22 protein-coding genes are annotated in these 22637 nt (G+C 60.4%); 8 read left to right on the top strand and 14 right to left on the bottom strand.

All coding sequences use genetic code 11. The annotated features are described in order from the left end of the window. Position 1: 1 nt before the first annotated feature. From LVY75_29400 to LVY75_29390, 3 genes are read right to left on the bottom strand one after another with little or no spacing between them, the layout of a single operon-like run. The gene (locus tag LVY75_29400; protein ID XAZ22882.1) at positions 2 to 631 is read right to left on the bottom strand and encodes an aminotransferase class IV family protein; all 630 of its coding nucleotides are present in this window, start codon (positions 629 to 631) and stop codon (positions 2 to 4) included. After that, positions 628 to 1788 carry an aminodeoxychorismate synthase component I gene (locus tag LVY75_29395; protein XAZ22881.1) on the bottom strand — a complete coding sequence of 387 codons (1161 nt, stop codon included), beginning with the start codon at positions 1786 to 1788 and terminating at the stop codon, positions 628 to 630. Before LVY75_29395 ends, LVY75_29400 begins: the two co-directional genes overlap by 4 nt. Before the next feature lie 35 nt (positions 1789 to 1823). Continuing rightward, positions 1824 to 3677: a M3 family oligoendopeptidase gene (locus LVY75_29390; protein ID XAZ22880.1), complete on the bottom strand. Its 1854-nt coding sequence runs from the start codon at positions 3675 to 3677 to the stop codon at positions 1824 to 1826. Between the two features lie 208 nt (positions 3678 to 3885). Between LVY75_29390 and LVY75_29385 the strand changes: the two genes are divergently transcribed. Continuing rightward, entirely contained in the window at positions 3886 to 5430 is a 1545-nt protein-coding gene (locus tag LVY75_29385; protein ID XAZ22879.1) for a sigma-54 dependent transcriptional regulator, read from the top strand. Positions 5431 to 5609: 179 nt separating this feature from the next. After that, on the top strand, positions 5610 to 7487 hold the full coding sequence (locus LVY75_29380; GenBank protein XAZ22878.1) for a DUF882 domain-containing protein: 1878 nt from the start codon (positions 5610 to 5612) through the stop codon (positions 7485 to 7487). A gap of 154 nt (positions 7488 to 7641) precedes the next feature. Here the strand turns inward: LVY75_29380 and LVY75_29375 are convergent, their stop codons facing one another. From LVY75_29375 to LVY75_29365, 3 genes are all read right to left on the bottom strand, one after another. Continuing rightward, on the bottom strand, positions 7642 to 7905 hold the full coding sequence (locus LVY75_29375) for a DUF2312 domain-containing protein (protein ID XAZ22877.1): 264 nt from the start codon (positions 7903 to 7905) through the stop codon (positions 7642 to 7644). Between the two features lie 89 nt (positions 7906 to 7994). Continuing rightward, positions 7995 to 8300, bottom strand: a complete 306-nt coding sequence (locus LVY75_29370; protein ID XAZ22876.1) for a DUF1244 domain-containing protein — start codon at positions 8298 to 8300, stop codon at positions 7995 to 7997. Positions 8301 to 8316: 16 nt separating this feature from the next. Beyond that, positions 8317 to 9105: an N-formylglutamate amidohydrolase gene (locus tag LVY75_29365; GenBank protein XAZ25854.1), complete on the bottom strand. Its 789-nt coding sequence runs from the start codon at positions 9103 to 9105 to the stop codon at positions 8317 to 8319. Between the two features lie 256 nt (positions 9106 to 9361). Here LVY75_29365 and LVY75_29360 point away from each other — a divergent pair, with 256 nt between their 5' ends. Together LVY75_29360 and pyk are read left to right on the top strand one after the other, a co-directional pair. After that, positions 9362 to 9793, top strand: coding sequence for a DUF1036 domain-containing protein (locus tag LVY75_29360; protein ID XAZ25853.1), 432 nt, complete (start codon positions 9362 to 9364; stop codon positions 9791 to 9793). Beyond that, positions 9793 to 11232: a pyruvate kinase gene (gene pyk, locus LVY75_29355; protein ID XAZ22875.1), complete on the top strand. Its 1440-nt coding sequence runs from the start codon at positions 9793 to 9795 to the stop codon at positions 11230 to 11232. Before LVY75_29360 ends, pyk begins: the two co-directional genes overlap by 1 nt. A 78-nt stretch (positions 11233 to 11310) precedes the next feature. Here the strand turns inward: pyk and LVY75_29350 are convergent, their stop codons facing one another. Genes LVY75_29350 through LVY75_29340 form a run of 3 tightly spaced genes read right to left on the bottom strand, consistent with a single transcriptional unit; the run spans position 11311 to position 12679 of the window. Further along, entirely contained in the window at positions 11311 to 11862 is a 552-nt protein-coding gene (locus tag LVY75_29350) for a DUF4865 family protein (protein XAZ22874.1), read from the bottom strand. After that, positions 11859 to 12263 (bottom strand): cupin domain-containing protein, encoded by a 405-nt coding sequence (locus LVY75_29345; GenBank protein XAZ22873.1) that lies wholly within the window; start codon positions 12261 to 12263, stop codon positions 11859 to 11861. The genes LVY75_29350 and LVY75_29345 overlap by 4 nt, the downstream gene beginning before the upstream one ends. Next, positions 12260 to 12679, bottom strand: a complete 420-nt coding sequence (locus tag LVY75_29340) for a tautomerase family protein (GenBank protein XAZ22872.1) — start codon at positions 12677 to 12679, stop codon at positions 12260 to 12262. Before LVY75_29340 ends, LVY75_29345 begins: the two co-directional genes overlap by 4 nt. A gap of 107 nt (positions 12680 to 12786) precedes the next feature. Between LVY75_29340 and LVY75_29335 the strand changes: the two genes are divergently transcribed. Together LVY75_29335 and LVY75_29330 are read left to right on the top strand one after the other, a co-directional pair. Continuing rightward, on the top strand, positions 12787 to 13719 hold the full coding sequence (locus tag LVY75_29335; GenBank protein ID XAZ22871.1) for a LysR substrate-binding domain-containing protein: 933 nt from the start codon (positions 12787 to 12789) through the stop codon (positions 13717 to 13719). Positions 13720 to 13944: 225 nt separating this feature from the next. Continuing rightward, positions 13945 to 14751 carry a phytanoyl-CoA dioxygenase family protein gene (locus tag LVY75_29330; protein XAZ22870.1) on the top strand — a complete coding sequence of 269 codons (807 nt, stop codon included), beginning with the start codon at positions 13945 to 13947 and terminating at the stop codon, positions 14749 to 14751. Between the two features lie 34 nt (positions 14752 to 14785). Here LVY75_29330 and LVY75_29325 read toward each other — a convergent pair whose 3' ends face one another. Next, on the bottom strand, positions 14786 to 15730 hold the full coding sequence (locus tag LVY75_29325; protein ID XAZ22869.1) for a GlxA family transcriptional regulator: 945 nt from the start codon (positions 15728 to 15730) through the stop codon (positions 14786 to 14788). Between the two features lie 129 nt (positions 15731 to 15859). On the opposite strand from LVY75_29325, the gene LVY75_29320 reads away from it, so the two are divergent. Beyond that, positions 15860 to 16657, top strand: a complete 798-nt coding sequence (locus tag LVY75_29320) for an SDR family oxidoreductase (GenBank protein ID XAZ22868.1) — start codon at positions 15860 to 15862, stop codon at positions 16655 to 16657. A gap of 50 nt (positions 16658 to 16707) precedes the next feature. On the opposite strand, the gene LVY75_29315 is transcribed toward LVY75_29320, so the two are convergent. The 3 genes from LVY75_29315 to LVY75_29305 all read right to left on the bottom strand — a co-directional run bounded on the left by LVY75_29315 (position 16708) and on the right by LVY75_29305 (position 19974). Then, positions 16708 to 17736, bottom strand: coding sequence for a dienelactone hydrolase (locus LVY75_29315; GenBank protein ID XAZ22867.1), 1029 nt, complete (start codon positions 17734 to 17736; stop codon positions 16708 to 16710). 132 nt (positions 17737 to 17868) lie between these two features. Next, entirely contained in the window at positions 17869 to 18843 is a 975-nt protein-coding gene (locus LVY75_29310; protein ID XAZ22866.1) for a threonine/serine dehydratase, read from the bottom strand. A 69-nt stretch (positions 18844 to 18912) separates the two neighbouring features. Continuing rightward, positions 18913 to 19974: a helix-turn-helix domain-containing protein gene (locus LVY75_29305; GenBank protein XAZ22865.1), complete on the bottom strand. Its 1062-nt coding sequence runs from the start codon at positions 19972 to 19974 to the stop codon at positions 18913 to 18915. A 158-nt stretch (positions 19975 to 20132) separates the two neighbouring features. Between LVY75_29305 and LVY75_29300 the strand changes: the two genes are divergently transcribed. Continuing rightward, positions 20133 to 20840 carry a hypothetical protein gene (locus LVY75_29300; GenBank protein XAZ22864.1) on the top strand — a complete coding sequence of 236 codons (708 nt, stop codon included), beginning with the start codon at positions 20133 to 20135 and terminating at the stop codon, positions 20838 to 20840. 9 nt (positions 20841 to 20849) lie between these two features. On the opposite strand, the gene ggt is transcribed toward LVY75_29300, so the two are convergent. Continuing rightward, positions 20850 to 22592 carry a gamma-glutamyltransferase gene (gene ggt / locus LVY75_29295; protein XAZ22863.1) on the bottom strand — a complete coding sequence of 581 codons (1743 nt, stop codon included), beginning with the start codon at positions 22590 to 22592 and terminating at the stop codon, positions 20850 to 20852. Between the last annotated feature and the right edge of the window lie 45 nt (positions 22593 to 22637).

Raw genomic sequence — 22637 nt, 5'->3', positions numbered from 1 at the left:
GTCAGTCCTTTTGCAGCGAGGCGCGGATCAGCCCGCGCAACGAATTTCCAACGAAAAGCGTACCTGCGTCCAACTCGTCGGGCGTGATGCGGCCGACGCGGGCCTTGCGCTGGCAGATGAGTTCGGTGCGCAGTACACCGGCGAGCAGGCCGCAGGAGATCGGCGGAGTCCTGAGGATGCCGGAGCCGTCATCAAGGAAAACGGAAGTGATGGCTCCCTCGCATACTTCCTGCCGCTCGTTGAGCAGGATGACTTCATCCGCCTGCTGCTGCGAGAACTCGCCACGCGCCGCTTCATACACAGCCCGGCGCGTGGTCTTGATGCGCAGCAGCTTGTCAGTGGAATCGAGACGTGTGCCGGCGAGACGGAGTTTCCAGACTGTATCTTGCGGCAGTGGCGTGAAGGGGGCGGAGGTAACGTCGATCCGACCCTCTCGATCGAAAGTCAGCCTGATACGGCGAGGTCCCTTTTCTTCGATTACCGCCGCTTCCAGCTTCGCGACCACGTCCATCGGCTCGGGAAAACCGATGCGACGGGCGGAGCGGGAGAGGCGGGCGAGATGAAGACGGAGGCGAATGAAGCCTTCGTCCGGTTGCCAGCGCAGGGTTTCGATCAGCGAAAAATCTGTCATCGGGCAATCCATTGGTCGCCGACCGCAAAGCGGGCTTTGAGCAGGCATTCCTCATATTCGGCTTCAGCTGTGGAATCGAAGACGATGCCGCCGCCGACATTGAAGACTGCTTTGCCGCCGTCAAACAGCGTCATGGTACGGATGGCGACGGAAAAGCGCATCGCGCCGCCGGGCGAGATCATGCCGATTGCGCCGCAATAGGCATCGCGCGGACCGTCCTCGAGGTTGTGCAGGATTTCCATGGCGCGGATCTTCGGCGCACCTGTTATCGAGCCGCAGGGAAAAAGGGCGGCAAAGATGTCGCGGACGGAAAGATCGGGCAGGAGCTTCGCCTGAACGTGGCTGACCATCTGGTGGACGGTCGGATAGGTCTCGATTTCGAAGAGTTTTGGAACGTCCAGCGTGCCGACTTCGGTGATGCGCGAGATATCATTGCGTAAGAGGTCGACGATCATGCGGTTCTCCGCCTGCGTCTTGATGTCGGCCTTCATGGCTTCAACGATATCTGCGTCTTCCGCGGGCGTCGCACCGCGCCTGGCCGTACCCTTCATCGGATGCGTCTCGATCCAGCCATCTTCATCGGCGCGGAAAAACAGTTCCGGAGACCGGGAAAGTATGATGGGGCCGCCAAGATCGGCAAATGCGCCGTACCTGACGGGCTGGCGGTCGATCAGCGACCAGAAGGCGGCCAACGGGTCGCCGCTCCAGCGAGCCACGATCGGCATCGTCAGGTTGGCCTGATAGATATCGCCGAGGCGCAGATGTCGGTGCAGGCGGTCGAAACGCTCTTTATATGTATCGAAATTCCAGCCGGCCCTCGGTGCGGTCAGGAATTCCTCGTTTTCGTGCCGTTGCCGCGGCCTTGCGAGAGGATGACCGTCCGGCTGAGGAGCATCGAAGACGCCGAACAGCAGCAACGGTGTCTCGCGGTTGTCTTCAGCGAAGGGAGCAAGCTTTTCTTCGAAGAGATGACCGGATTCGTAAGCGATATGGCCGGCAAGCCATTTGCCTGCCTGTCGCGCCTCTTCCATCCGCTTGAGCGCCGGCAGGAATTCCGCCTTCGTGCGGGCGATAATCATGCTGGTCGGACCGGCGAAGAGCATAACTTCGCCGGTCGTGTCGTCCCGGAACAGGATGAAAGGTTCAGAGGCTGCCATTGCCTTTTCCAGCGAAACTGCAGGTTTCGGCGGTCTTATGCCTTGTCCAGTGCCTCAAGTTCGTCGATCAAGCCTTCGATCATCGACAAGCCCTTGGTCCAGAAGGAAGGATCCGTCGCATCCAGGCCGAAGGGCTTCAGCAGTTCGGAATGATGCTTGGTGCCGCCGGCCTTCAGCATGTCGAAATACTTGTCCTGAAAGCCCTTCTCGGCCTTCTGATAGACGGCATAGAGCGAGTTCACCAGGCAGTCGCCGAAGGCATAGGCGTAGACATAGAAGGGCGAGTGGATGAAGTGGGGGATATAGGCCCAGTAGGTCTCATATCCTTCGGAAATCTTGATCGCCGGGCCGAGGCTTTCCGACTGGACGGAAAGCCAGAGTTCGCCGATATCGTCGGCGGTCAATTCACCGGCCTTGCGGGCGGTGTGGACCTTGCGCTCGAACTCGTAGAAGGCGATCTGGCGTACGACCGTGTTGATCATGTCCTCGACCTTCTGGGCAAGCATGGCCTTGCGCTCGCGCTTGTCGCTCGTGCGTTCGAGCAGCGCGCGGAAGGTCAGCATCTCGCCGAAGACGGAAGCTGTTTCGGCGAGCGTCAGTGGCGTCTGGCACATGAGGGCGCCTTGCGCGCCGGCAAGAACCTGATGAACGCCGTGGCCGAGTTCGTGGGCGAGCGTCATCACATCGCGCGGCTTGCCCATGTAGTTGACGAGTACATAGGGATGGGCCGACGGAACGGTCGGATGAGCAAAGGCACCGGGCGCCTTGCCGGGGCGAACGGGGGCGTCGATCCATTGTTCGTCAAAGAAGCGCTTGGCGATTTCAGCCATTTCCGGCGCGAAATTGCCATAGGCGGACAGCACCGTGTCCCTGGCCTCGGACCAGGAAATGACAGCACCAGAGGTTTCGGGAAGCGGCGCATTGCGATCCCAGAAATTCATCTGCTCCATGCCGAGCCATTTCGCCTTCATCTTGTAGTAGCGATGCGAGAGGCGCGGATAGGCTTCCTTGACGGCGGCTGCAAGCGCGTCGACTACTTCGCGCTCGACGCGGTTCGCCAGGTGGCGGCTGTCGGCAATGTCTTCGAAGCCGCGCCAGCGATCGGCGATATCCTTGTCCTTGGCGAGCGTATTGGTGATGAGCGTAAAGATGCGGATGTTGGTCTTGAAGGTTTCGGCGAGCGCCATTGCCGCCTTGCGGCGCACTTCCGGATCCTTTTCCTGCAGCATGTTCAGCGCCACTTCCAGCGGCAGCTTCTCGCCGTCGATCTCGAAGCGCAGTTCCGCCATCGTCTCATCGAAAAGACGGTTGAAGGCGGCAGCTGATGTCATCGACTTTTCGAGGAAGAGCTGCTCAAGCTGGTCTTCGAGCTGGTAGGGCTTGTCCTTGCGCAGGTCGACCAGCCAGGGGCGGTAATGGCCGGCAAGCGGATCGTTCGCCATGCAGGCATCGATCGCCGCATCGTCGATGCGGTTGAGTTCGAGAGCGAAGAACAGCAAGCGGCCGGAATAGTCGGTAAGCTTGGTCTGGACGTCGCCGTAAAGCTTGCCGTTTGCCGGGTTGGACGTATCGGAGAAATAGGTAAGGCCGGCGAAGGAGCCGAGGCGGCCCATGATATCGTCGAGCGCCTCATATTCCTTCAGCGCCTGGCCGATGCCTTCCTCGCGCTTCTTCGCGGCTGCTTCGGCAAGTTTGCCCTTCCATTTGTCTTCGAAAGCGGAAGCGGCCTTGCCGGCCTTTTCCATATCGGCAACGAAGGCGGTGGAGGTGGCCGAGGGGTAGAGATCCTGCAGCCGCCAAGAGGGAAGCTCGCCCAGAGCCGGGTCCGATGCTGCAGCGGGAGCCGTTGCCGAAAGGTGAAGATCGGCATGCGCAAGCATATGTCTCATGGGGCGGTTCCTCTTCCTCTTTTATGACAGGTCTGACTGTCTAAGCGTCGTAACGCCTGTCAGCAAGGGTTTTTCGGCGCGAAAAAGGCCCTGTTACGGCACGAAAGCGGCCGGTCATAACAGTTAAAATGCAATTGTTTCTCAAAACAGGATGTTCAAGCCTTTCTGTCAGAGTGCGCTTCATGGTTTCGCATGAAGTGAGGCGACAATGACCGGTTACAATGAGCTCAAAGGGGCAGGGCAGATCCTCGTGGTCGAGGACGATCCCGTGCAGCGCCGTCTGCTCAAAAACGCGATCGAGCGTAGCGGCCATGTGGTGCATCAGGCCGAGAACGGCCGCATCGGGCTGGAGATGGTGAAGCGTGATCCCGCCCTTTTCAATGTCATCGTGCTCGACCTGATGATGCCGGAAATGACCGGCCTCGAATTTCTCGAAGCTCTGCATGATTTCGGCACGCAGATCCCGGTCATCGTCCAGACGGGGCAGGGCGGCATCGAAACGGTCGTGCAGGCCATGCGCGCCGGTGCCTTCGATTTCGTCGTCAAACCGGTCTCTCCGGAGCGCATCAATACGTCGATCTCCAATGCCATGAAGCTCGACCACCGCGAGGTGAAAGCCCGCGCCGGCCGCCGTTCGCGCTCGGGTTCCGTCGGCTTCGATGATATCGTTTCGGCAAGCCCGGCGATGATCCGCGTGATCGATCTGGCGCAGCGCGCCTCGCAGTCCAACATCCCGGTCGTTCTCGAAGGCGAATCAGGCGTCGGCAAGGAGTTGGTGGCACGCGCCATCCAGTCGGGCGGCGATCGCGCCAGCAAGCCGTTCGTGACGGTCAATTGCGGCGCCATTCCGCACAATCTCGTCGAAAGCATCCTCTTCGGTCACGAGAAGGGTGCGTTTACCGGCGCAACCGAAAAGCATATCGGCAAGTTCATGGAAGCCGACGGCGGCACCATCTTCCTCGACGAGATCGGCGACCTGCCGCTCGAGGTGCAGGTGAAGCTTCTGCGCGCCGTTCAACAGGGCGAGATCGAAACCGTTGGTGCGCGCACTGCACACAAGGTCAATGTTCGCCTTATCTCGGCGACGAACAAGGATCTGATCGAAGAGGTCAAGAACGGCCACTTCCGCGAAGACCTTTACTATCGCCTGAACGTCTTCCCGATCACCATTCCGGCGCTGCGCAAGCGCAAGGAGGACATTCCGCATCTGGTGCGCGTCTTTGCCGAACGCTTCTCAAGCGAGCAGAAGAACGGCCGGCGCATGACGGTCAATGCCGGCGCGCTGGCACTGCTGACCGCCTATGACTGGCCTGGCAATATCCGCCAGCTCGAAAACGCGATCTTCCGGGCTGTCGTGCTTGCCGAGGGTCCGGAACTGACTGAAGCGGATTTCCCGCAGATCGCCGCCCAGCTTCCAAACTACGAGGTCGTCGATCACCTGGCGCTCGTTGCCGACAATTCGCACCTCGATCCGGACGCGGAATTTCCCGAGGATTATCCAGCGGAATCCGCCGCCGAAACGATGCGCCGCGGGACTGACGCTTCCGACAACGCAATATCGAGCGTCAATCCATCTGGTGACGTTCGGCGTCTCGCTGATGTCGAGGAAGAATTGATTCGTTTTGCCCTGAAGTTCTATCGAGGGCAAATGAGTCAAGTGGCAAGAAAGCTAGGTATCGGGCGATCCACACTTTATAGAAAGCTCAAGGACTACGGCATTGACCCCGACAATCCTCAGAAAGATGCGGCATAAGCGCCTTTTTATTAAGAATGGGGCAACCATATTTCGTTACCATCCATAAACCACTTGTTAGCGGCTCGTTCACTATGTAAAGAAAAGGTTGATCATGTGTGGCATTTTTGCCATCGTGTGACCGCAATTGACAGCCATTTGAGACAGCACGGGACATTGACTGTCTGACGGGGATCGAGTTGCCGAATTTGAATGGGAATACCAAGCTTTCGCGCTTGAGTTGGCGCTTGTGCGCCAAGATTGGCGGAAGGGCAGTTAGGACGGCAGCGGCCGCCCTTCTTGCGCTCGCGGTTTCCTCACCTCTATTCGTAAGCACACCGTCTCAGGCTGCAGGCGATACCCGCAGCCTGAAGCTCTATTTCATCCATACCGGTGAAAAGGCAGTCATTACCTACAAGCGAAACGGCAAGTTCGACCCCAAGGGCCTTGAGCAGCTCAACCGCTTCCTTCGCGACTGGCGCAAGAATCAGCCGACGAAGATGGACCCGCGCCTCTTCGACCTCATCTGGGAAGTTTACCGCCAGTCCGGCTCCAGGGATTACATCAACGTCGTCTGCGGTTTCCGCTCTCCCGGTACCAACGAGATGCTGCGTGGACGTTCGCGCAATTCCGGCGTTGCCGAAAAGAGCCAGCATATGCTCGGCAAGGCGATGGATTTCTTCATTCCCGACGTGAAGCTCGCCACGCTGCGCGGTATCGGCATGAAGATGCAGGTCGGCGGCGTCGGCTTCTATCCGAAGTCCGGTTCGCCTTTCGTCCATATGGATGTCGGTGGCGTTCGCGCCTGGCCGCGCATGAGCCGCGATGAGCTGGTCAGGCTCTTCCCCGACGGCAATACCATTCATATTCCTGCCGATGGCAAGCCGCTGCCGGGCTACCAGCAGGCAATGGCCGATTACAAGCGCCGCGTGACGAACGGCAGCCAGATCATGATGGCCAGCGCCGGCGCTTCCGTTTCCGATGACGAACCTCGCAAGCAGAAGACGCTGTTTGCCTACCTCTTTGGCGGTGGCGCCGACGAGGAAGAGGATAATTCGGAGGACAGCACGCCGGTGGCCGTCGCCAAGGCAACGCCGCCGAAGCCTGAGGCAGTCCCGGCAGCTGATGAACCTCAACAGCAGACCGAAGTCGCAAGCGTGAATGCACCGGTGCCGCAGGTTCGTCCGGCCTTCAGCAACCAGCTTGCCGGCAACGAGGTTGCCAATGCACTGGTGCCGCCGTCTGCAGGTAACGCTGCCCAGCAGGCCCTTGCCGCGATGCCGGCCGGCCAGCCGCAAGAGCCTGAGCATTTCGCCGATCTCAGTGGTTACAGCATTCCGGTTCCGTCGCTTCTTGGGCAGCGCCGTTCCCCGGGTGACGCCGAACTTGCCTCTGTCGATCCGAACCTGATGTCGACAGGCGTTCCGATGCCAGCTGAACGTCCGGCCGTTGCTGAAAACCTGCTTGCTGCACAGGATGCCGATCCTGAAGCGGGTGAAGACGAAGCCGATCAGGATACGCTTTCGCCCGCCATGGCGGCGGCATTGGCAAAACAGCAGGATCAGAGTGGTGGTGGTGAGGTTGCTATGAACGCGCCTTCAGAGCCGCAGACCGTGGAGCAGGCAATCAATGCTGCCGCCCCGAAGAACCCGCCGGCACTCGACAAGCCGCCGCTGCAGCTCGCCGCACTTGCTCCGATGACGAAGTCAGCAGCCTTTGCTGCTCCTGTCGCGGCGCCGAAGTCTGTTGCCGTCGAGAGCCCGGTCGCACAGGGCCTGCCCGCCAAGGGCGGTCGTCCGACGAAGCAGGAAGCGGTGGCCGCCGATGAAAGCCGGCAGACCGTTCGTACGGAACCGAAGCTGACGCAGAAGATGATCTCGCAGTGGGCTCTGACCAATGCGCGCCTCGAAATGGCGTCCAAGAAGGTACAGGCTCCGCGCTTCGTCAGCCAGGAGCTGCGCGCTCAGCCAACCTCGGTCTATGCCGAAGGCTTCCAGAAGACTGCTTCGATCGATCCTGGCCGCTTCAGCGGTACGGCTGTCAACTTCATGGAAGTGCGTAAATTCAATACGCGCTGATCCGCTAGATCTTGAAATAAACAGAAGCCGCTGGATCGTCTCCGGCGGTTTTTTGTTTTAGGACCAGCGGCAGGGCGAAAATGCGCTGGCGCTTGAAGGAGCCAAAAGAAAGCCGCCATGAAGGCGGCTCTCTGAAAGTATGGCTAGATGGCCCTCAGCCTTCCGGCGGAGACTCGATCATGCCGAGCGCATGCAGATAGGTATCGAGGATCGCATCCTCTTCCATGCGTTCCTGCTCGTCCTTCTTGCGCAGCGCAACGACCTTCTTGAGGATCTTGGTGTCGAAGCCCATGCCCTTGGCTTCGCCATAGACGTCCTTGATGTCGTCGGCGATGGTCTTCTTTTCTTCTTCCAGGCGTTCGATACGCTCGACAAAAGCGCGAAGCTGATCGCGAGCGACGCCATGTGCATCAGACATCGTGTTCTCCTGATTTCGGGATATGCATCGGGTTGCCAGTGACTGCCGCGAAGTGTCGCCAGCGTCAAGGCGCTTTGAGACCGTATGGCCTATTTGTGCGGGTTGTTCACCTCAAAAGCTGCCTTTTGCACAGGCGATGCTTCGGACTGGTGAAGGTTCTTCCAATCTTCATAGGGCATGCCGTAGACAATCTCGCGCGATTCGTCTTTCGTCATGGGAACGCCTTCAGCTTCCGCAGCCTCGCGATACCAGTTGGACAGGCAGTTACGGCAGAAGCCGGCGAGATTCATGAGATCGATGTTCTGCACATCGGTTCGTTCGCGAAGATGCGCAACGAGCCGGCGGAACGCGGCCGCCTCGAATTCCGTCTGCTGTTCTTTGCTGAGTGTGGTCATGGTCAGGTCCTTTCACTCAATAGGGGCCAGTGCGTGACGCGTGCACGCTGTATGCATGAAGGGCCGGATCGGCGTTCATCTCCGCAAAGATCGCGGCCAGACGCACCGCCCATTCCTCGATGCCGGCCTCATCGCTGATGAGGTCCTGACGCACTTCCAGAAGCGCGTGCGGAATGCCCGTAATCATGCAATGACGATACATGGTGTCGCCCTTCAGGGCGCCGTCATAGGGCTCGTTGTCGCCGATGACGAGATCGGGATCGGCCCGCAGATTTTCAAGTAACGGGGCGACAGCGCGGTGGTCGCTGTCCCAGAGCACGGCTGCATGCCAGGGGCGGGGAACACCCTTCCAGGCAGGCGTGAAGGAGTGGAGGGACAGTACCAGCGGCGCCTTTCCGGTCGCGTTCGCCGCCCTGTCGATCGTCTCCGACACGGCATTGTGATAGGGCCTGTGGAAGGTCTCGATCCGGTAGTTCCACTCCTCTTCGGATATCGGATGGTTGCCGGAGATGATGGCGCCGTCGGAGATTTTCATGATCAGGGTCGGGTCATCCTCACCCCTGTTGGGGTCGATCAGCAGGCGCGAAAAACCGCCGAGCACGCCCGGCACGCCCAGTCGTGCGCACAGTTTGCGGGTAAGGCCCTCAATGCCGATGTCGTAAGCGATGTGCCTGGAGAAGGCGCTTTCCGGCAGGCCGAGCCGGCCATAGGGTTCCGGCAGGCGGTTCATGGCATGATCGCCGAGGATCACCATGCCTTTGTCATGTTGGCCGGGTAGGGTTTCGAAGGATTGGAAGTGGTCCATCAGGAAATTGCCGATTGTCATTTCGCGTCTTCGCCCAGTGATCGCATGCGCGTTCGGCCGGTTCAAGCGCGATGGGCGGGCCGGCGCGACAAGATGCGCCCGATAGGCGGTTATGAAAGGAAATATAATCGATTAGCATTGCGTTGACTTTCGCTTGACGGCGGCGCAAGAAGACACGGATAACGAATAACCGTGGAGCTATTTGGGAGCCGTGTTGATCCAAGCTGCGCCAAGTTTCCTCACGCGGTCCGGACCGATGGTTCGTCTCGCATTGTTCGCTCTTGCAGCCGTCTCGCCGTTCTTCATTGCAGATGCCGCGCGCGCGGATTTCCGTGTATGCAACGGCACGCAAAATCTGGTTGGCGTTGCGATCGGATACCGGGCGAAGGAAGGTTGGGTCACAGAAGGTTGGTGGCAGGTGCCAGCAACGACCTGCGCCACGCTGATCGAGGGAGAATTACAGTCGCGTTATTATTACCTCTACGCAGAAGATGCCGCCCGGGGAGGCCGATGGACGGGTGATGTGCAGATGTGCGTAGCGGAAAACGAATTCAAGATCGCGGGCGTGCAGGACTGCTATGCTCGGGGTTATCAGAAAATGGGATTCAAGGAATACGATACGGGCCGCCAGGGAAGCTGGATGGTTCAACTCTCCGACACCCCAGGGACGCAAGAAAGCCAGAATTGATGAAGCGTAACCGCAAAGTTAAAATCCTCGCCACCCTCGGACCCGCCTCTTCCGAGGAATCGATGATCGAGAAGCTGCACCAGGCCGGTGCGGATATTTTCCGCATCAACATGAGCCATGCAAGCCATGATGTGATGCGCACACTCGTGCAGCGTATCCGCGCCGTCGAGGCCCGTTCGGGCCGGCCGATCGGCATTCTGGCTGACCTCCAGGGACCGAAGCTGCGCGTCGGCAAGTTTGCCGATGTGAAAGTGGAACTGAAGCCTGGCCAGACCTTTACGCTCGATAACAACGACACTCCCGGCGACAACACCCGCGTTTTCCTGCCGCATCCCGAAATTCTCGAAGCCGTGCAGCCGGGCCATCGCCTGCTGATCGATGATGGCAAGCTGGCACTGCGCGCTGAAAAGTGCGACGGCAAGAGCATCGTCACCACGGTTATCGCTGGTACCAGCATTTCCGACCGCAAGGGCGTCAGCCTGCCGGACACACTGCTCGGCGTCGGCGCGCTGACCGACAAGGACCGCGTCGATCTCGATGCTGTTCTGGCAACCGACGATGTCGACTGGGTGGCGCTCTCCTTCGTTCAGCGCCCCGACGACCTCGCCGAAGTCCGCAAGATCGCCCGCGGTCGCGTCGGCATCATGTCGAAGATCGAAAAGCCGCAGGCTCTGGAGCGTATCGAGGAAATCATCGAACTTTCTGACGCCCTGATGGTCGCCCGCGGCGACCTTGGCGTCGAAATGCCGCTCGAAGCCGTCCCTGGCATCCAGAAGCAGCTCATCCGCGCCTGCCGCCGTTCGGGCAAGCCGGTGGTCGTTGCCACGCAGATGCTGGAATCGATGATCTCTTCGCCGGTTCCGACCCGTGCCGAAGTTTCTGACGTTTCCATCGCCGTCTTCGAAGGCGCCGATGCGATCATGCTTTCGGCCGAATCGGCTTCCGGTGCTTATCCGGTTGAAGCCGTCTCGATGATGGCCTCGATTGCGAGCACGGTCGAGAAGGATCCGCACTATTCGGGCATCATCTATGCGCAGCGCGCCCAGCCGGAAGCGACCGGTGCGGATGCCATCTCGCTTGCCGCCCGTCAGATTGCCGAGACGCTGAAGCTGTCGGCTATCGTCTGTTACACCTCGTCCGGTACGACGGGTCTGCGCGCTTCGCGCGAGCGCCCGCAGGTTCCGATCATTGCGCTGTCGCCGATCATCAAGACGGCACGTCGCCTCTCCGTTGTTTGGGGCATGCACTGCGTCGTGACCCATGACGCGACCGACCTCGATGACATGGTCAACCGCGCCTGCCGTATCGTCGCGTCGGAAGGCTTCGGCAAGCCGGGCGATCGCATCATCATCTCTGCCGGCGTACCGCTCGGCACACCGGGCGCGACCAATATGTTGCGCATCGCCTATATCGGTTCCGACGGCCAGAGCGGCATCTGATCGCTTTCAGGTCTGAATACAAAAAAGCGCTCCTCGAAAGAGGGGCGCTTTTTGTTTTGCGATTTTGCCGCTGCTGCCTCAGCCCCGCGAGAGGTGGCCGACGCGATAGATCTGGTTGGTGCTCGAGGCAGGCGGAGCTTCTGCGTGGAGCCCGAAACGCACCGTCGCCCAATCATACGGATCGAAGGCGACGACACAGGCAAGCGCGTGTCTGTCGCGGGTGGCTTGTTTTGCCAGGTCAACCTCCTGCTGTCGCAGGTCGGATAGAGAAGCATGCGGTTCGATCGCGAGATGTTCGCTGTGAGCAAAGCGGGCGGCGGCAAGGTCGGGTGAGACATGAGCATGCCAGACGATCCAATGGCGAATCCGCGGCCGACCGAAGGTGTCGCTCAGTGCGGCAAAGCCCGGACCGCAGATGAAGCTGCTGGCGCCTTCCGGCTGATCCCAAAGATAAAAAGGTGCGTACAGGTTTTCCCGACTGCCGTATTCCCCCTGACGAGCACTGAGAAAGGCCTTGAAACCGAGCTGTGGGAAGCCATTCATCGCCGGGCCTTTGTCGCGTATGCGGCGATCGATGATCTCCATGTCGTAATCTGCGGGGAGGGTGAAGGAATATTGCATGGCTATCATGGTTGCGGTTCCCCATTGTCCTGCCAGTCGACGAAACGTCCGTTATCAAATCCCTGGATGCTGAGATAGCTGAAGGGACTGTCGGCTGACGCGCCATGCCAATGAAGCTCATCGGCGGCGAACCATATTGCGTCACCGGTTCTGACCTCCTCGGCAGGTTCGCCCTTCCGCTGCACGAGACCGACACCCGAGAGGACGTAAAGAAGCTGGCCGCGGGGATGCGTATGCCAGTGGGTGACCGTGCCGGGATCAAGCGTTGCGCGCATGGCGGTATTCTCTCCGTCGATCTCGCTTTCGAGCAGCATTTCGACCCAGAAGGACCTATTCGCAATGCCTTCGGGAGAACGGACGGCACCGCCGGGACGGCGGACCGTCATCGTCTTCGGGTTGCGCGTGCTCATGCCGGAACTCCCCTGGAACGCGCTTCCCATCCGGGCTCGGCCATCTGCGCCAGGCCGTCGCCGAAGGACCATTCGTCCGGTTCGCTGGTGGAGATGACGATCATGACATCTTCCGGGCGCAAGCCGGGGGAGTGATGCAATAGTTCAACGGTTCGGCGGAAGAGAGCCTTGCGCATTTCCGTCGTGCGCGGCTTGCCGGTCGTGATCGAAATCAGCACGAAATCATCGGAGCGCGGACCGGCAAGGTAATTGCGATCGAAGATCAGTTCACCCGGTTCATGCTGGTGGATGATCTGGAAGCGATCGGCCGGCGGCACATTGAAGGTCTCGACCATGGCCTGGTGGATGCTGTCCGAAAGGGCACGCAGGTAGTCCGGCGACTTGCCCTTCAGAAGAGAGATACGAGCGAATGGCATTGATGCCTCCTTAGTTCTTCGGCTTGACAGAAGAAGCATGCCACGACACCATAATGCGAAAAATCAGAATTTTATGGATGAATTATCCTGAAAAATGGGATTGTGTGATGCGACGGATTACATTCGACCTGGACGTGCTGAGGACCTTCGCGACCGGCATGGATCTCGGCAATTTCGCCAGGGCGGCGGACCGGCTGGGGCGCTCGACCTCGGCGGTCAGTGCGCAACTCAAGAAGCTGGAAGAGCAAGCCGGTACACCGATTTTCCGCAAATCCGGGCGCGGATTGGCGCTGACGGAAGCCGGCGAGACGATGCTTGCCTATGCCAGGCGATTGCTCGACTTGAACGACGAGGCAGTCGCCGCGGTGCAGAGTGTCGAGCTGGAAGGCTGGGTGCGGCTCGGCCTGCAGGAAGACTTCGGCGAGAATCTGCTGCCTGAAGTGCTCGGACGCTTCGCTCGGGCGCATCCGAAGGTGCGGATCGAGGCCCGTGTGGTGCGCAATGCCGAGCTTCTCGAACGGGTGACGACGGGTAAGCTCGATCTTGCACTCGCGTGGAGTATCGGCACCTTGACTGCGCATTGCGAGCACATTGCCGACGTGCCTATGCGCTGGATCGGCCCGGCGAACGGCCTGCCGGCATGGGCGGCTGGAAGCGGCGAGCCGATGCCGCTCGCCTCGCTCGAGGCTCCGTGCCTGCTGAGGAACGCCGCGACGAAGGTGCTGGACGAGGCCGGCATCTCCTGGCGCCTGTCCTTTATCAGTCCGAGCCTCGGTGGCCTCTGGGCAGCGACTGCCGCAGGATTGGGCATTACGGTGCGCACGCCCATCGGGCTGCCCGCCAAGGTGCGGATGCTGGCGCCCGGTGAAGCGGGCCTGCCGGAGTTGCCGAAACTTGGGCTGGTCTTGCATCGCGCAGAGGCGGAGCCGGATGCTGCAACGGCGCGACTGGCGGAGTTGGTGCTGCAATCCGTGCATGACGCAGTACGGGATGTTTCCACACCCTCCGATCAGGAAAAGGGATTGAGGCGAGCCGGGTGAGGTGTTGACCCTCCCTGCGGATGCCGCTAGCTTTTCTTCGCTATGAAAATGATCACTCTCAACATCGCTACGGTCTTCTTCTTGAGCCTCTAAGGTTCTGCCATTGGCAAAAGGAGATGCGGCCGCTTCACCAGCCGGTTGGCTGGAGCGTTGCCGTGGACTGTAACCACCCTGCGTCAGGCGAATGAATGGTGCCGGCAGGGTCTGGCGATAGAGAGATTTTTCATGACATCCACTGATTACCCGCCAGCGCTCAGCGCGGCGCAGATCGAGCAATTCATCAAGGACGGCTTCGTACGGATCGACGCTGCTTTTCCCCGCGACGTGGCCGAGGAAGCCCGTGCCATCATGTGGCGAGATATTCCCTTCGATCCCAATGATCCGAAAACCTGGGTGCGGCCGGTCGTCCGGCTTGCCGGCTATGGCGGCGGGCCGTTCGAGACGGCGGTCAACATGCCCGTGCTGCATTCGGCTTTCGATCAGCTCGTCGGCAAGGGGCGCTGGGAGCCGCGGAGCGGTCTTGGCAGCTTCCCGGTCCGCTTTCCACATCCGGACGATCCCGGCGATGCCGGCTGGCATGTGGACCTGAGCTTTTCGGGAGAGGATGGAAATCCCGACGAGCAGCGGGATTTTTCCGCCTGGCGGGTGAATATCAACTCACGCGGGCGGGCGCTCCTGATGCTCTTCCTGTTCTCGGATGTCGGCGAAGAAGACGCGCCGACGCGTATCCGGGTCGGGTCGCACAAGGATATCGCAAGGCTACTGGAGCCGGCTGGTGAGGCCGGCATGGCGCATCTGTGGCTGGAGCATGTGGGTGGGGACAGGCCGCTTGCCCTGGCGACGGGGCAGGCGGGTACGGTCTATCTGTGCCATCCGTTCCTCATCCATGCAGCACAGATGCACCGCGGCGAGGAACCGCGCTTCATGGCGCAGCCGGGCCTCGCACCTTCCGAGCCGCTAAGGCTTGTGCGTGATGATGGCGCCTATTCGCCTGTCGAAATCGCCATCCGCCAAGCGCTTCAGGAGCGATAAGCCAGAGACGATGCATCCGGCCCTGCCGGGTGCATCACGCTTGCAGTTCCTGCTGCGCGGCCCTGCGGATTGCTTGCGGCGGTTGACCGAACGCGCGCAGGAAAGCGCGGCGCATGCGTTCACGATCGGCAAAGCCGGTTTCACGAGCCACTGTATCGATTGGATGGCGTCCCTGCTCCATCATCAGGCGGGCCGCTTCCAGCCGCAGGTTCTCGACAGCCTTGGCCGGCGACTGGCCCGTTTCGGCGCGGAAGGCGCGACTGAACTGGCGGGGGCTGAGATGTGCGGCTTCGGCCAGTTCTTCGACGGAGAGCGTCGCTTTCAGATTGCTGCGCGCATGGGCAAGCGCCTTCTGGATGCGGTCGGATTTCGGCTCTAGTTCCAGAAGGGCTGAAAATTGCGACTGGCCGCCGGCGCGACGGTGATAGACGACGAGCTTGCGGGCAACGGCGCGGGCGATCTCCAGCCCGTGATCCTTCTCGACCATGGCGAGCGCCAGATCGACGCCGGCGGTCATGCCGGCAGAGGTCCAGACGGAGCCGTCGATGATGTAGATGCGGTCTTCTTCCATCCGGATTGCCGGATAGCGGCTTTGCAAGTCACGGGCGAGGTACCAATGGGTCGTGGCGCGGCGGCCGTCGAGAATGCCGGCATCGGCGAGCAGGAAAGCACCGGTGCAGATCGATGCGAGGCGACGGGTGGCGGCAAGCGCGGCGCGAATGAACTTTGCTTCCGCCTCGTTGGGAAGCTTGATGTCGGGTGCACCCGTAACGATCAGCGTGTCGAAAGCGGGATCGCCGAAAGCCTCTGTCTCGACGATCATGCCGAGAGAATTGGCAATGGGGCCGCCGGTCTCCGAGAGATAATGGATGTCGTAGACCTTTTCGCCGATCTCGAGATTGGTGAATTCGAAGGCCGAGGCGGCAGCGAGGCTCATGATCTGAAAGCCGGGAAAGAGCAGGAAACCGATTTGCTGCATGGTCATCATGCCCTGAAAAGTGGATGTCCTAAAAAGTGGTATATATGACATTTGGGACGCAGGCAATCGGGCGTAAAACTCTCCTCAAGCGCAAGGCATCGGGCCGGCGTACAAAATGGAGAAACGATCATGGCACATCAAGACAAGGGTACCGCACTGGTCACCGGCGCATCCTCGGGCATCGGCGCAATCTACGCACATCGTCTGGCAAGGCAGGGCTACAATCTCATCCTCGTTGCCCGCAATGGCGAGCGGCTGAAGACGCTGGCAAATCGGCTGGCCGATGAAACGGGCCGCACGGTCGAGACGCTGTCTGCCGATCTCGGCAAGAAGGAAGATCTCGCGAAAGTCGAGAAGGTACTGAAGGAAGACCAGAGCATCACCATGCTCGTCAACAATGCCGGCTTCGGCGGCACCGCACCACTCCTTGGCTCCGACGTCGACAAGATGCAGGAAATGGTCGATATCAACGTGAGCGCAGTGATGCGGCTGACTTATGCGGCTGTGCCCGGCCTCGTTGCTCGCGGCGGCGGCACCATCATCAATATTGCCTCGATAGTCGCGATCGCGCCTGAAATCCTGAATGGTGTCTACGGCGGCACGAAAGCCTTTGTATTCGCCTTCAGCCAGTCACTGAAGCATGAGCTTGCCGACAAGAATATCCGCGTTCAGGCCGTGCTGCCGGGCGCCACGGCCACCGAATTCTGGGGCATTGCCGGCACGCCGGTCGAGCATCTGCCAGGCGAAATCGTCATGTCGGCCGAAAACATGGTCGATGCGTCGCTGGCAGGTCTTGCCGAGGGTGAATTTGCAACGATCCCGGCGCTTGAAGATGCCGGCCTGCTCGCTGCTTATGAGCAGGCCCGTCAGGCACTGATGCCGAACCTGTCGCGTTCAGTGCCGGCTCCGCGCTACAAGGTCGCCTGAGCGAGAACAGAGAACGCCAATGTCCGCAGCAGGTGCTGCGGACATTGTTTCTATTGCGGGAGATCGCTGTGGAAGGCTGCCGCCACCATCTCCGCCAGACTGTCGTGGATAGCCGCACGGTTCGTTCCTTCGGGATCCTGGCAGAGAGGTTCTTCACCTTCCTCGCGAAGAATAGAGGCGCCTGCCGGCTTGCACTCGCTGAAAGCGCTGTATTGCGAAGCGTTCATGATCAGATCGTAGCGTGCACCGGATATTGCGCTTTTCAGATCCGATGCGCGCAGCCCCGGCCAGACGGTTTTCGGTGTGCCGAGATTGATGAGCCGCACCGGGATCGATATCTGCGCGAGGCTTTCGGGTGTGAAACTGGCGCCGAACTCAGGATCGATAACAACGGCTGTCTTCACCCGTGGGTCGAGATGAGAGCGGGAGAGCTTCTGCCTGTCGACGGAATGGAGATCGATGCCGGCGGTGGCGAACTCTACACAGTCGATACCGGTGCCACCGGGATCGCAGGAGCGCGCAAAGCTTTCCGGGTCGATGTCGCCGCCTGCAATCGAAAGCGCGGATGTTCCGCCCACCAGAAAGCCCAGAACGCCGATGCGGTTGCGGTCTATCCCGCCGGACAGCGTGTCGTCCCTTTCGATTGCCGTCAGGGCCGCGGAGAGATCGGCAGGTCGCAGCCATATCTCGCGGATGCTCTCCTCGCTCGTCATCGTATGCGGATCCGGCTGTCGCATCATTGCCACCACGAAGCCCTTCGAAGCGAGGCGCGATGCCATCCAAGCGCCAATGAACGGACCGGATTTCAGGCCGCCGTGAGAAAGCAGGATCAATGGATGACTGCCGGCAGCTTTAGGTGCGTCCTGCCGAGCGATCTCGCCTTTGAAAAGCGGGCTGTCGCCGATCAGAACGGGAGTACCGCCTTTTGTGGCCGGATACCAAAGCGTGATGTCCATGATGCCGTGCCGCTCTGCAACGGAGACCGATAGAAAGGAGAGGCCAACGGCATTGGCTTCATGCGCCGGCATATCGGCGGCAAGAAGCCATGCCGATAGCAGCAGGATGAGAAGATGTATCATGAAAACCTCGAAACGATGACCGCCACATGGCGGCACGGGGAGGTTTTGCTGCTTTTTGGTGCCGAGGAGACCCCGATCATGATCGAGGTCGTCACCGATCGCGATCAGGGTCTTCGAGAGCGTTGTCGAGCGTTAGCCGAAACGCTCCAGTGCATTGGTGAACACGTCGGCGTCGATATTGCCGCCCGAGGTGACGACGACAGCCGTATCGCTGTCCAGCTGGTCGCCGTGAAAGAGGGCTGCAGCCAGTGCAACAGCCCCGCCCGGCTCAACGACGATCTTGAGACGATTGAAGGCGAGGGCGACAGCGCGTAACGCCTCGTCATCCGTCACGACGATACCCTGTCCGGCAAGACGCTTCAGGATCGGGAAGGTGATGTTGCCGGGCTGCGGCGTGATGATCGCATCGCAGATCGAGCCGGTCATTGCAGCGTTGCGCTCGATCTTGCCTGATGCAAGTGAGCGGGTGGTATCGTCGAAATTTTCCGGTTCGCAGGGACGGACACGGAAGCCCGGCGCACTTGCTTCCAACGCGAGGGCGATGCCCGAACTCAGACCGCCACCGCCACAGGGAACGAGGACTTCGGCGTTCTTGACGCCTTCCTCTTCCGTCTGCTCGGCGATCTCCAGCCCGGTCGTACCCTGGCCTGCAATAACCAGCGGCTCGTCGAAGGGCTTGATGAGCGTCAGGCCTCGCTCGGATGATAGCTTCGCGCCGATCTCGTCGCGATCTTCATTGGCGCGATCGTAGAGCACCACTTCGGCACCGAAGGCGCGGGTGTTGGCGATCTTCAGCCTGGGCGCGTCACTCGGCATGATGATGACGCTGGGGATGCCGTGCATGCGGGCGGCAAGTGCCACACCCTGGGCATGGTTGCCGGAGGAGAAGGCGATAACCCCCTTCCTGCGCAGTTCCGGATCGATGCCCGAGACGGCAGACCAGCCGCCACGGAACTTGAAGGAGCCGGAATGCTGCAGGCATTCGGCCTTCACGAACAGCCGCCGGCCGGCGATTTCATCAAGGAAGGGGGAGGAGAGAAGCGGCGTGCGCCGCGCATGTCCGCGCAGGCGGGCCCTGGCGGCAACGATCATTTCAATGGAGGCCATGGGAATCTCTTCTGCTTTAATGCCGCTCATGCATAGAGCGCACATCTTTGCTTGTGAACGGCGACTTTGTCACGGTGACATGAATATGACATTGGACGCCGCGCCACCCGATTCTCGCGGGATACGCCGCTTTCTGAACTGTGTCGGGCTTTCGCCATTCATGCGCGCAAATTCGCGATTGAAGTTGGACTTGCTGATGAAGCCGGAGTCGAACATCACCTGCGTTATCGGATGATCGGTGCCGACCAGCTGCTCGCAGGCGGCGCGGATGCGGAAGTCGTTCACATATTGCGAGACGCTCATGCCGTGGATGCGGTTGACGGCCGTGGAGACGCGCCGGGCGGGCAGGTTCATTTTGCGAGCGATGCGGGTCAGGTTGAGTTCGGGATCGCGGTAGAGCTGGCGGGCGCGCATCAATGTATCGAGTGCCGCAGCGACCGCTTCGTCTTCCTCTGTTGCCGGTGGTGGTGGAGGTGGCTCCACTGATATCGCTTCGACCGTGCTGCCGCTGCTTGCCACGGAAGCGGCCGTGCCGAGGATCAAGAGCGCGATGACGTTCCCGAGTGCGACGATGGCGCCTGCATGGATGCCGCCTGTCCTGGTGAAATCGAAGCTGATGATGACATCGGTGAGAGCAGAGGCGATGAGGGCGAAGCCGGTGATCTGCAGCGAGCGATAAGAAAGCACTGCACCATCGAGCCTGGAGGCGACGAGCGCATCCGGGCCATGCCGGGCAAGCCAGAGCAGTGCGGCGCCATAGCCGAAGAAGATCAGGATAATGGCGAGGCTGATCGGTTCCGGGTAGAGAGCTATGAAGATGGCGATTGTCGCAGTCGGCAGAAGGTGCGGCCAGAAACGGGAAAGAGTGGGCTGCTCTTCCTCGGTCAGCCCTTTGAAGCAGACCCAGGCAAGCGCCGCAATCGTTGTCGCGATCAACGATTGGATCGGCATGATCTCGACGACGTCGTAACCCCAGCGGATGCCGATCACTATGGACTGCAGGGTGTAGAAGCCGATCAACAGCAGGAAAGGCCGCCTTTCGGCGAGCGATCCGTCTCCCTGCCGCAGCATGCGGACAAGCAGGATGGCAAGCAGCAGAGCCACGACGAAGGGCAGGGGAACGAAGATCATCGGCGATATCCGAACTGCAACAATGGAAGAATGGTCTCAGAATGAACCCGATTGCGTTCGCGGTCGACCCGGATCGTGATCGAGGTCTCGAAATAGAGCCTGAGAAAACATCCTGAAACTGTCCTCGACGGGAGGGCTTCATTCATGGACGGATTTCGATGACCATTCTTCTTGTGATGCCGGTGCTTCTGGCAGCTACCGCTTCCGCTCTGCCCGACAAGGTATCGACCACAGCAATTCCCGATCTCTCCGGCGTGCGTGCGGTCGCCATCAGTGGTGACGCCAGCTCGATCAACATCACCACGCGAAGCGACCAGCCCTATGGCGCATCGCTCAGCGGGCGACGGAAGGGCTGGTTCTCGTCCTGGTATTCGAGCTGGTACTTTGCCGATTGCCGCGACAACAGCGACATGCGGGTTGATGGTACGGTGCTGCATATCGATATCGCTGCATCGTCCTGGCTGGATCCATCCGACTGCGTGGTTGAGGTCAATGCCAACGTACCTGCCGGCGCAGCCCTCCGGATCGATCAGAGTGCCTTCAGCGCAAGGCTCATTGGTCATTTTTCCGAGCTTGCCATTGCCGGAAAGGCGGCCGACATCATCCTCGACGGTCATGCCCGCGGCATCGATATCCGCGGGGATGCCGTGAAGGCTTCCCTCGACTTCGACAAGGTAGAAGCGGACGAAAACGTGTCAATCCGGGCTCGCGCGCTCGACGCCTATCTTGGCTTCGGAGACAATGTGCCGGTCGACTACACTGTGGCGGCGCAGGCCTCCTGGGTCGATGCCCGGCAGCCAAGTGTGCCGGGCGTAAAACCGCGTGTCGAGATCGACGGCGATTTCGTTCGGGTGAGAATCCGCTGAGGCGCCTGCTCAATAGCCGTTGGCGGAGCCTTCGGTTGCGCGACTGTCCATAGCGCCGTTGTAACGGGCGCCGCCGCCCTTCTCGATCGCCGCAAGGCTCTTGCCGCCGACGAGAATACCGGCCGCCTGACCCCAGACGGGCGTATTATTACCGCCATCGAACTTGTAGCCCATGGCGGCCAGCGCCTTTTCGGTATCCGGCGAGAGGGCGTAGGGTTCCAGGTAGACCGTGTCCGGCTGCCACTGGTGATGAATACGCGGAGCATTGACCGCCTGACTGATGTCCATGCCGAAATCCACGACATTCAGAATTGCTTCCAGTGTGATGGTGATGATGCGGGAGCCGCCGGGGCTTCCGATCACCATGAAGGGCTTGCCGTCCTTGGTGACGATGGTCGGACTCATGGAGGAGAGCGGCGTCTTCTTGGGGGCGATGGCGTTGGCCTCACCCTGGACGAGGCCGTAAAGGTTCGGCACGCCCGGCTTGGAAGTAAAATCATCCATCTCGTTGTTGAGTAGCACGCCGGTGCCCGGTGCGACGACGCCAGCGCCGAAGGAGCCGTTCAGCGTATAGGTCACCGCGACCGCATTGCCCTCGTCATCGATGACTGAATAATGTGTCGTCTCGGTGCTTTCCTTGCCGCCGAGCGGCTTCAGGTTGGCGGAAGTGCCTGCCCGATACGGATCGATCTTGGCACGAATTGACGCGGCATAACTTCTGTCCAGCAGTTTGGAGACGGGATTGTCGATGAAGTCAGGGTCGCCGAGTGCGGCGTTGCGGTCTACATAGGCATAGCGCATGGCCTCGACCATGATGTGCACGGCCTCGGCCGATCCGTAGCCGAGATAAGAGAGCGGATAGCCTTCGAGGACGTTCAAGATCTCGCAGATGATGACGCCGCCGGAGGAGGGTGGCGGCGAGGAAATGATGTCATAGCCGCGATAATTGCATTCGATCGGCTTCAGTTCCCGCACCTTGTACTGCTCGAAATCCTCCTTGGCGAGGATGCCGCCCTTGGCCTGGCTGGCCTTGACGATCGCCTCGGCCGGTGCGCCCTTGTAGAAGGCGTCGGGGCCTTTCTCCGAGATCGATTGCAGGACGGCGGCGAGATCGGGCTGCACCAGTTTCTCACCGGACACATAGGGGCTGCCACCGGTTTTCAGGAAGATTTTTGCCGCCTCTTCGTCCTTGGCGAGCCGTTTGGCGCCACTCGCGAAAGAGGCTGCATCGCCCTGTTCCAGGGTGAAGCCCTCCTTCGCATATTTCAAGGCCGGGGCGATCAGCTCTTCACGCTTCCTGGTACCATATTTCTCGCGAGCCGTTTCGAAGCCCATGACCGAACCCGGGGTTCCGACGGCCAGATAGCCGTCGAGACTGGCGCGCGGCACGATATCGCCCTTGGCATCGAGATACATGGTCTTGGTGGCGGCGAGCGGTGCGCGTTCGCGGAAATCAAGGAAGGTCGTTTTCCCATCCTTCATCCGGATCGTCATGAAACCACCGCCGCCGAGATTGCCGGCTGTCGGATAGACGACCGCCAGCGCATAACCGACGGCGACTGCGGCATCAACGGCATTGCCACCGCTCTTCAGCACGTCGACGCCGACATCGGTTGCCAGATGCTGGGCAGTCACGACCATGCCATGCTCGGCTTCGACAGGTGCCGGAGAGGCGGCGAGAGCCGGCAGGGGTGCGAGGCAAAGCGAGATGGCGGCGAGAATGCTAATGGATTGTCTGGGACGGCGGTCCATGAATTTCCCCTCGAAGGACGGCGATGGGGAAGATATGGCGTCACT

Source organism: Sinorhizobium sp. B11 (assembly GCA_039725955.1).
In the GTDB taxonomy this organism is placed as follows: domain Bacteria; phylum Pseudomonadota; class Alphaproteobacteria; order Rhizobiales; family Rhizobiaceae; genus Rhizobium.
The sequence above is the reverse complement of the archived record's forward strand: the minus strand, read 5'-3'. Positions and strand labels throughout refer to the sequence as shown.

Bases quoted from the DNA above. Each gene is read 5' to 3' on its own strand.
- LVY75_29320 (XAZ22868.1), top strand. From the start codon at position 15,860: ATGGCACATCAAGACAAGGGTACCGCACTGGTCACCGGCGCATCCTCG.
- LVY75_29365 (XAZ25854.1), bottom strand. From the start codon at position 9,105: ATGGACCACTTCCAATCCTTCGAAACCCTACCCGGCCAACATGACAAA.
- LVY75_29325 (XAZ22869.1), bottom strand. From the start codon at position 15,730: ATGCAGCAAATCGGTTTCCTGCTCTTTCCCGGCTTTCAGATCATGAGC.
- LVY75_29375 (XAZ22877.1), bottom strand. From the start codon at position 7,905: ATGTCTGATGCACATGGCGTCGCTCGCGATCAGCTTCGCGCTTTTGTC.
- LVY75_29310 (XAZ22866.1), bottom strand. From the start codon at position 18,843: ATGGCCTCCATTGAAATGATCGTTGCCGCCAGGGCCCGCCTGCGCGGA.
- LVY75_29400 (XAZ22882.1), bottom strand. From the start codon at position 631: ATGACAGATTTTTCGCTGATCGAAACCCTGCGCTGGCAACCGGACGAA.
- LVY75_29300 (XAZ22864.1), top strand. From the start codon at position 20,133: ATGACCATTCTTCTTGTGATGCCGGTGCTTCTGGCAGCTACCGCTTCC.
- LVY75_29340 (XAZ22872.1), bottom strand. From the start codon at position 12,679: ATGCCATTCGCTCGTATCTCTCTTCTGAAGGGCAAGTCGCCGGACTAC.
- LVY75_29305 (XAZ22865.1), bottom strand. From the start codon at position 19,974: ATGATCTTCGTTCCCCTGCCCTTCGTCGTGGCTCTGCTGCTTGCCATC.
- LVY75_29315 (XAZ22867.1), bottom strand. From the start codon at position 17,736: ATGATACATCTTCTCATCCTGCTGCTATCGGCATGGCTTCTTGCCGCC.
- LVY75_29390 (XAZ22880.1), bottom strand. From the start codon at position 3,677: ATGAGACATATGCTTGCGCATGCCGATCTTCACCTTTCGGCAACGGCT.
- LVY75_29345 (XAZ22873.1), bottom strand. From the start codon at position 12,263: ATGAGCACGCGCAACCCGAAGACGATGACGGTCCGCCGTCCCGGCGGT.
- LVY75_29330 (XAZ22870.1), top strand. From the start codon at position 13,945: ATGACATCCACTGATTACCCGCCAGCGCTCAGCGCGGCGCAGATCGAG.
- LVY75_29335 (XAZ22871.1), top strand. From the start codon at position 12,787: ATGCGACGGATTACATTCGACCTGGACGTGCTGAGGACCTTCGCGACC.
- LVY75_29395 (XAZ22881.1), bottom strand. From the start codon at position 1,788: ATGGCAGCCTCTGAACCTTTCATCCTGTTCCGGGACGACACGACCGGC.
- LVY75_29370 (XAZ22876.1), bottom strand. From the start codon at position 8,300: ATGACCACACTCAGCAAAGAACAGCAGACGGAATTCGAGGCGGCCGCG.
- LVY75_29360 (XAZ25853.1), top strand. From the start codon at position 9,362: ATGGTTCGTCTCGCATTGTTCGCTCTTGCAGCCGTCTCGCCGTTCTTC.
- ggt (XAZ22863.1), bottom strand. From the start codon at position 22,592: ATGGACCGCCGTCCCAGACAATCCATTAGCATTCTCGCCGCCATCTCG.
- pyk (XAZ22875.1), top strand. From the start codon at position 9,793: ATGAAGCGTAACCGCAAAGTTAAAATCCTCGCCACCCTCGGACCCGCC.
- LVY75_29385 (XAZ22879.1), top strand. From the start codon at position 3,886: ATGACCGGTTACAATGAGCTCAAAGGGGCAGGGCAGATCCTCGTGGTC.
- LVY75_29350 (XAZ22874.1), bottom strand. From the start codon at position 11,862: ATGATAGCCATGCAATATTCCTTCACCCTCCCCGCAGATTACGACATG.